Origin of the sequence: Streptomyces sp. NPDC002265 (genome assembly GCF_040296125.1) — a bacterium.
GTDB lineage: Bacteria > Actinomycetota > Actinomycetes > Streptomycetales > Streptomycetaceae > Streptomyces.
In genome coordinates this window covers 1-6,973 of record NZ_JBEOWS010000439.1, presented here as the reverse complement: position 1 = coordinate 6,973, position 6,973 = coordinate 1, and the positions used below count along the sequence as shown (strand labels likewise).

Here is a 6,973-nt window from a genome sequence, read left to right as displayed (position 1 = left end):
CGGGGGAGTACGGACCACGACCCGCCCCCGAAACCGTCCGGCGGCGCGCTCACGTTTCACCGTCACGAGGGCGGTTAGGTTTGGTTGCAGCCGCAAGGAGCCGACCGAACCGGAGCCAGCGATGCCGTTCAACCGCCTCGCCACCGCCACGACGCCCACCTGCCACCTCGGTCTCGGTCTCGCAGCCGTCGGCCGGCCCGGCTACATCAACCTCGGCCGGGAACAGGACCTGCCGTCCGCGCGCAGTGTCGACGCGCTGCGCGAGCGGACCCATGAACTCCTTGACGCCGCCTACGCCCAGGGCGTGCGCTACTTCGACGCCGCCCGCTCCTACGGCCGTGCGGAGGAGTTCCTCGGCGCGTGGCTGAGCGCGCACCCCGAGGCCGACGACGTCGTCGTCGGCAGCAAGTGGGGCTACACGTACACCGCGGACTGGTCCGTCGAGGCCGAGCGGCACGAGGTCAAGGACCACGGCCTGGCGACGTACGAGCGGCAGCGCGCCGAGACCGAGGCGCTGCTCGGCGACCGGCTCGACCTTTATCAGATCCACTCGGTGACCCCGGACAGCCCGGCCCTCACCGACAAGGAACTGCACGCGAAGCTCGCGGAGTCGGCCGCCCGCGGTGCCACCGTCGGCTTCTCCACCAGCGGCCCGGACCAGGCCGAGGCCATCCGTGCCGCGCTCGCCGTGACGGTCGAGGGCGAGCCCCTCTTCCGTACCGTCCAGGCGACGTACAACATCCTGGAGACCTCCGCCGCCCCGGCCCTCGCCGAGGCGCACGACGCCGGACTCACGGTGATCGTCAAGGAGGGCATGGCCAACGGACGGCTCGCGGAGCCGTACGCGCCGCGGGTGCTGAAGGAGGTGGCGGCGGAGGTCTCCCTCGGCTGCGACGCGGTGGCGCTCGCCCTGGTGCTGCGCAGGCCCTGGGCCGGGGTCGTCCTGTCCGGTGCCGCGACCGTCGGCCAGCTCGCCTCCAACCTGCACGCGGCCGTCGTGGACCTCGACGACGACCGCCTGGCCCGGCTGGCCACGCTGGTGGAGGAGCCGCACGCGTACTGGGAGCGGCGCGGGCAGCTGCGCTGGCACTGAGCGACCTCGGACCGCTGCGGTCCGGAAACCGCCACGCGTGAGTCACACATGCCTATGGTGAGACAAAGATGTCTCACATGGGCTACTCTTGTCTCATGGCTGTCGACCGTGACCACGTGCTGCGCAGCGCAGCCGCCCTGCTGACCCGCAGAGCCACCGCGACCATGGACGAGGTCGCCAGGGCCGCCGGGATCAGCCGCGCCACCCTGCACCGTCAGTTCGCCGGGCGCGACGCGCTCGTACGGGCGCTGGAGTCCCTCGGCATCGCCGAGTGCGAGGCGGCGCTGGACGCGGCCCGCCTGGACGAGGGGCCGGCGCGTGACGCCGTGCACCGGCTGGTGCACGCGATCGAACCCGCCGCAGGACTGCTCGCCTTCCTCTACACCGAGAACCAGCTGTTCGAGGGCGACGGCCAGAACACCGGCTGGACCCGGATCGACAACCGCATCGCGGCCCTGTTCCGGCGCGGCCAGGACAGCGGCGAATTCCGGATCGACCTCACCCCGGCCTGGCTGACCGAGGCTCTCTACGGACTGCTGGCCTCCGCCGCCTGGGCGGTCTCGGAAGGCCGGGTCGCGGCCAAGGACTTCACCCGCATGACCGTCGAGCTGCTCCTCGGCGGCGCGCTGCGACGCGACGAGCCACGACACGACGAACTGCGACAGAACGAACCACGGAGAGAGGAATCATGACCAGCACCCTGCGGCCGGCCGCGACGACGGAGGCGGCACGCCGCCCGGGCCGTTGGCTCGCGCTGTCCGTCCTCGTGCTCGCCGTGCTGCTGGTGGCCGTCGACGCGACCGTCCTCGGCCTCGCGACCCCCTACATCAGCGAGGACCTGGAGCCCACCGGCACCCAGCTGCTGTGGATCGGCGACGTCTACTCCTTCGTCATCGCCGGTCTGCTCGTCTCCATGGGCAGCCTCGGCGACCGCATCGGCCGCAAGCGGATCCTGCTCTGCGGAGCCACCGCGTTCGGCGCGATCTCCGTCCTCAACGCCTACGCGACCACGCCCGAGACGATGATCCTGGCCAGGGCCCTGCTCGGGGTCGCCGGTGCCACCCTGATGCCGGCCACGCTCGCCCTGATCCGCAACCTCTTCCACGACCCGCGCGAACGCAGTCTCGCCATCGGCATCTGGGGCGCCGTCGCCTCGGCGGGCACGGCCGTCGGCCCGGTCGTCGGCGGCTTCCTGCTCGAACACTTCTGGTGGGGCTCGGTCTTCCTGATCAACCTGCCCGTGATGGCCGTCCTCGTCCTCGTCGGCAGCAGGCTGCTGCCGGAGTCCCGCAACCCCAGCCCCGGACCCTGGGACCTGATCAGCGTGGTGCTGTCCCTGGTCGGCATGATCGGTGTCGTCTACGCGGTCAAGGAGGCCGCCACCCACGGCCTCACCTGGCAGACGGCGGCCGCGGGCGTGCTGGGCGCGGCCGCTCTGTACGGATTCGTCCGGCGTCAGCTGACCCTGCCGACCCCGCTGCTGGACATGCGGCTGTTCCGCGGCCGCGGATTCAGCGGCGCCGTCCTCGCCGATCTGCTGACCGTGCTGGGCCTGTCCGGCCTGGTGTTCTTCCTCTCCCAGTACCTGCAACTCGTCCAGGGCCGGGGCCCGTTCGAGGCGGGCCTGGCCGAGCTGCCCGCCGCGGTCGGTGCGGTGGCTGCCGGACTGGTGGCGGGCCACGCGGCACGGCGGTTCTCGGTACGGGCCGTGGTCTCGGGCGGCCTCGCCGCCGTGGGCCTAGCGCTCGGCGCGCTCACCCTGCTGGACCGGTCGACGGACTACCTGTTCCTGGGCACCGCCCTGCTGGTCGTCGGGGTCGGCGCCGGGTTCTCCTTCACCGTCACCGCCGACGTGATCCTGTCCAGCGTGCCCAAGGAGCAGGCGGGCGCCGCGTCGGCGGTCTCCGAGACGGCGTACGAACTGGGCGCGGCCCTCGGCATCGCCGTGCTCGGCTCCATCATGACCGGCGTCTACCGCGGCTTCACCGCCCCGGCGGGCACACCGGCCGCGGCGCACGAGTCGCTCGGCGGCGCGGTCGAGGCGGCGGGACACCTGCCCGCGGACACGGCACGGCAACTGCTGTCCTCGGCCCGCGAGGCGTTCGTGGACGGCCTGGCCCTGGCGGCGGGAGCAGGCGCTGTGGTCCTGCTCGCGACGGCCGTGGCGGCCTGGTTCCTGCTGCGCGACCAGCGCCTGTAGAACCGGTTCGCAAAGGGCGCGCGGTCGTGGAACCGGCCTGGAGCGGGCGCCCGGTGGCAGCACCGGCATTGAAGGGGCGCGGGGAACTGCGCGACCAGCCACAGCGCACCCGCACCCGAAGAACGCGACCGGCCGTCGGTCACCCGCACCCGCACCTGCACCCGAGGGCCGACCGGCCGCCGGTCACCGGTACCCGAAGGCCGGCCGGCAGCCCGGTCGGCCTTCGCCGAACCGCCGGAGGCCTACGCGGCCTTCGCCTTGGTTGCGTACATGTCCACGTACTCCTGGCCGGACAGCCGCATGACCTCGGTCATCACCGAGTCGGTCACGGCCCGCAGCACATAGCGGTCCCGGTCCATCCCCTCGTACCGGGAGAACTCCATCGCCTCGCCGAAGCGGACCTTGACCTTGCTCGGCCGCGGCATCCCGGAGCCACCCGGCTGGATCTTGTCCGTGCCGATCATGGCGAACGGGACGACGGGAGCCCCGGTCATCAGGGTCAGCCGCGCGATACCGGTACGGCCGCGGTACAGCCGGCCGTCGGGGGAGCGGGTGCCCTCGGGGTAGATGCCGAAGACCCGGCCCTCCTCCAGGATCCGGCGGCCCGTCATCAGCGCCGCGACCCCGCCCTTGCCGCCGTCCCGGTCGACCGGGATCATGCCGACGCCGGTGAAGAACCACGCCATCAGCCGGCCCTTGACGCCCTTGCCGGTGACGTACTCGTCCTTGCCGATGAAGCAGACCTGACGGTCGCAGACGAGCGGCAGGATCATCGAGTCGATGAACGTGACGTGGTTGCCGGCCAGGATGACCGGGCCGTCGCCCGGAATATGCTCCACGCCCTCCACCTGGGGGCGGAACATCAGGCGCATGACCGGTCCGAGCACTGCCTTGATGAGCGTGAAGCGGGACAACGGACCCTCCGGAGTCGAAAGACGGCCGAGCGAAGTGCGACGAGTCTGTGTGTGCGATGTGTCTGTGCAGGTGAGGACGATACTCGCGGGCCCCCGGGTGGCGCACATCGGGTTCACCGGAGTCTTACGCATTGTTGACGCATGTTTACCTGCGGTGCAGCTTCGCGACCTGCGCGCAACGCGGATGTCACGACACGGGACCGGGTGACGGACGACACACGCCGCCCGCCGGCCGACTGCTCCGAGCGGGTACCGCCCGGGTACCCCGACCGCCCGCGCCCAAGCCGACGTCCCGTCACCACCCGCCGTCGAGGTGCCATCCGGTGTCATCCGCGCGTTCCCTCCGAGGCCGCTCCTGCGCCATGTCCACGGCCCTACCATCGGCCCGCACGCACGAGCCGACGGCAGGAGGGTGCCCATGAGCACGCACGGGTCACAACAGTCGCAGGGGTCGCACGAGGAACCGGCAGGCACCGGACGCCGGGCGCTGCTCGGCGCCGCGGTCCTCGGCGCGAGCGGAGCGGTCCTCGGCCTGGCCGGTCCGGCGAGAGCCGACGCCCGGCACCGGGGCGGCCTGAAGAGCCTGCCGAAGCCCACCGTCATCGGCCACCGGGGGGCCAGCGGCTACCGGCCCGAGCACACCTTCGGCTCGTACCAGCTGGCCCTCGACCTCGGCGCCGACGTCGTCGAGGCCGGTGACCTGGTCGTCACCCGGGACGGTCACCTCGTCTGCCGCCACGAGCCGGAGATAGGCGGCACCACGGACGTCGCCGACCACCCGGAGTTCGCCGCCCGCAGGACCACCAAGGTCCTCGACGGCGTCTCCACCACCGGCTGGTTCACCGAGGACTTCACGCTTGCCGAGCTGAAGACCCTGCGCGCCGTCGAGCGGATCCCGGCCAACCGCCCGCACAACACCCTCTACGACGGCCGCTGGGAGATCCCCACCTTCGAGGAGGTGCTCCGCTGGCAGGACGAGCAGACCCGCAAGCGGGGCAAGCAGGTCTGGATCTACCCGGAGACCAAGCACCCCACCTACTTCCGCAAACTGGGCCTGGGCCTGGAGGAGCGGGTCGCCAAGCTGCTGCGCAAGTGCGGCAAGGACAAGTGGAACTCGCCGGTCATCCTCCAGTCCTTCGAGCCGACCAGCATCCAGCGTCTGAACACGCTGGTGGACAACCCGCTCGTCGTGCTGCTCTCCACGGCCGCCGGCCGCCCCTGGGACTTCGTCGAGACGGGTGACCCGCGCACGGTCGCCGACCTCGTCACGCCCGCGGGTCTCCGGGAGATCGCCGGCTACGCGCAGGGCATCGGGCCGACCCTCGACCTGGTCGTCCCGAAGGACGCCGCGGGCAACCTCACCACCCCGACCAGCCTGGTCCGGGACGCCCACGCGGTGGGCCTGGTGCTGCACCCCTACACCATGCGCAACGAGAACCCCTTCCTGCCCACCAGCTTCCGCAAGGGCACCGACGCCGACGCCTACGGAGACGCCTTCGGTGCCTTCCAGGCGTACTTCGCCACCGGTATCGACGGTGTCTTCACCGACAACGCCGACACCGCGGTGCTGGCCCGCGCGGACTTCGTCAACGGCTGATTCCCCTTTGGAGTGACACCGGGCCGCCCGGCGAACCCACGCCCGGGCGGCCGCGTCGTGCGGTACATGACCCACGAGATGCTCACCACCCTGCGCCCGCTGCTCGCCGCCGAGGCCCTGGCCGAGGCGCACGGCTCGGGGAGCGAGGCGGGCGACCTGGAACAGGAGGTCTGGCTGCGCCTCCTGGAACGCCTCGCGGCCGGCGCGCCGCCGCACGACCCGCCGGCGTGGCTGCGCAAGGCCGTCCGCGCCGAGGCGCGCCGCTCGCGCCGCAGGATCCGCCGTGAACGGCCGTACGGCACCGAGCCCGTCGCCGATCCCGGCCGCGGCCCCGAACAGCTCGTCCTCGGCGCCGCGGGCCGCCGCACCCTGCGCGACGCGGTACGCCGACTGCCCGGCCGCTGCCCCCGGCTGCTGGAGGCACTGCTCTCGCCGCAGGACCCGACCTACCGGGAGATCGCGGGGGAGTTGGGTATCTCACAGGGAAGTCTCGGGCCGGAACGTGCCAAATGTCTTGGTTGTCTTCGGCGTTTGCTTGCGCCGGAGGTTGCGGCTCGTGGAGTGCGGGGATAGGAGTGAGGAACAACCGGTGATCAGGTGAGCGGGAGGCGTGCGCACATGGGCATGAGCGTGACCATCTCGGTGGCGACCGAGCAGGACGTGGAGCAGATCTTCAGGTTGCAGTACCTGTGCTTCCAGAGCGAGGCGGCGCTGTACGGCAACTACCGCATCGACCCGCTCGTCCAGACCCTCGACTCGGTCCGCGCCGAGGTCGCCTCCGACTGCGTCTACGTGGCACGGCTGGGCGAGGAGGTCGTCGGTTCGGTGCGCGGCCGGATCGCCGAGGACGGCGCGGCCGCCATCGGCAAGCTCTGTGTCCACCCCCGCCTCCAGGGCCACGGCATCGGCGCCCGCCTGCTGAGCGCGGCCGAGTCGGCCCTCGCCGAGGAGCGCGGCGCCAAGAGGTTCCGCCTGTTCACCGGCCACCGCAGCGAGGGCAACCTGCGCCTGTACCGCCGGGTCGGCTACGAGTTGGTGGGCACGACCAAGGGCGGCGACGACGGCGTACCCATGATCATTCTGGAGAAGCCGGCCGGGGCGTACGCCACCACGGCCTAGCCGCCCGGCCGCGACCCCTCGTCCGGCGCTCGCCGGGTCCGGTGCGCCGC

Annotated in this window: 7 protein-coding genes; 6 read left to right on the top strand and 1 reads right to left on the bottom strand. The window is 72.0% G+C overall.

What is annotated here, in order from left to right; translation table 11 throughout:
* The first annotated feature begins 121 nt into the window (after positions 1–121).
* The 3 genes from ABT085_RS41805 (at position 122) to ABT085_RS41795 (ending at position 3,293) form a co-directional block, all read left to right on the top strand.
* Complete coding sequence (locus ABT085_RS41805; RefSeq protein WP_351620974.1) at positions 122–1,093, top strand: aldo/keto reductase; 972 nt, start codon at positions 122–124, stop codon at positions 1,091–1,093.
* Between the two features lie 95 nt (positions 1,094–1,188).
* The gene (locus ABT085_RS41800) at positions 1,189–1,785 is read left to right on the top strand and encodes a TetR/AcrR family transcriptional regulator (protein WP_351620971.1); all 597 of its coding nucleotides are present in this window, start codon (positions 1,189–1,191) and stop codon (positions 1,783–1,785) included.
* Positions 1,782–3,293 carry an MFS transporter gene (locus ABT085_RS41795; protein WP_351620968.1) on the top strand — a complete coding sequence of 504 codons (1,512 nt, stop codon included), beginning with the start codon at positions 1,782–1,784 and terminating at the stop codon, positions 3,291–3,293. The genes ABT085_RS41800 and ABT085_RS41795 overlap by 4 nt, the downstream gene beginning before the upstream one ends.
* A 242-nt stretch (positions 3,294–3,535) precedes the next feature.
* Here ABT085_RS41795 and ABT085_RS41790 read toward each other — a convergent pair whose 3' ends face one another.
* Positions 3,536–4,315 (bottom strand): lysophospholipid acyltransferase family protein, encoded by a 780-nt coding sequence (locus tag ABT085_RS41790; protein WP_351620977.1) that lies wholly within the window; start codon positions 4,313–4,315, stop codon positions 3,536–3,538.
* Between the two features lie 310 nt (positions 4,316–4,625).
* Here ABT085_RS41790 and ABT085_RS41785 point away from each other — a divergent pair, with 310 nt between their 5' ends.
* From ABT085_RS41785 to ABT085_RS41775, 3 genes are all read left to right on the top strand, one after another.
* The gene (locus ABT085_RS41785) at positions 4,626–5,804 is read left to right on the top strand and encodes a glycerophosphodiester phosphodiesterase (protein WP_351620965.1); all 1,179 of its coding nucleotides are present in this window, start codon (positions 4,626–4,628) and stop codon (positions 5,802–5,804) included.
* A 66-nt stretch (positions 5,805–5,870) separates the two neighbouring features.
* Positions 5,871–6,377 (top strand): RNA polymerase sigma factor, encoded by a 507-nt coding sequence (locus tag ABT085_RS41780; RefSeq protein WP_351620962.1) that lies wholly within the window; start codon positions 5,871–5,873, stop codon positions 6,375–6,377.
* Positions 6,378–6,422: 45 nt separating this feature from the next.
* Positions 6,423–6,923, top strand: a complete 501-nt coding sequence (locus tag ABT085_RS41775) for a GNAT family N-acetyltransferase (protein WP_351620959.1) — start codon at positions 6,423–6,425, stop codon at positions 6,921–6,923.
* The last annotated feature ends 50 nt before the right edge of the window (positions 6,924–6,973 follow it).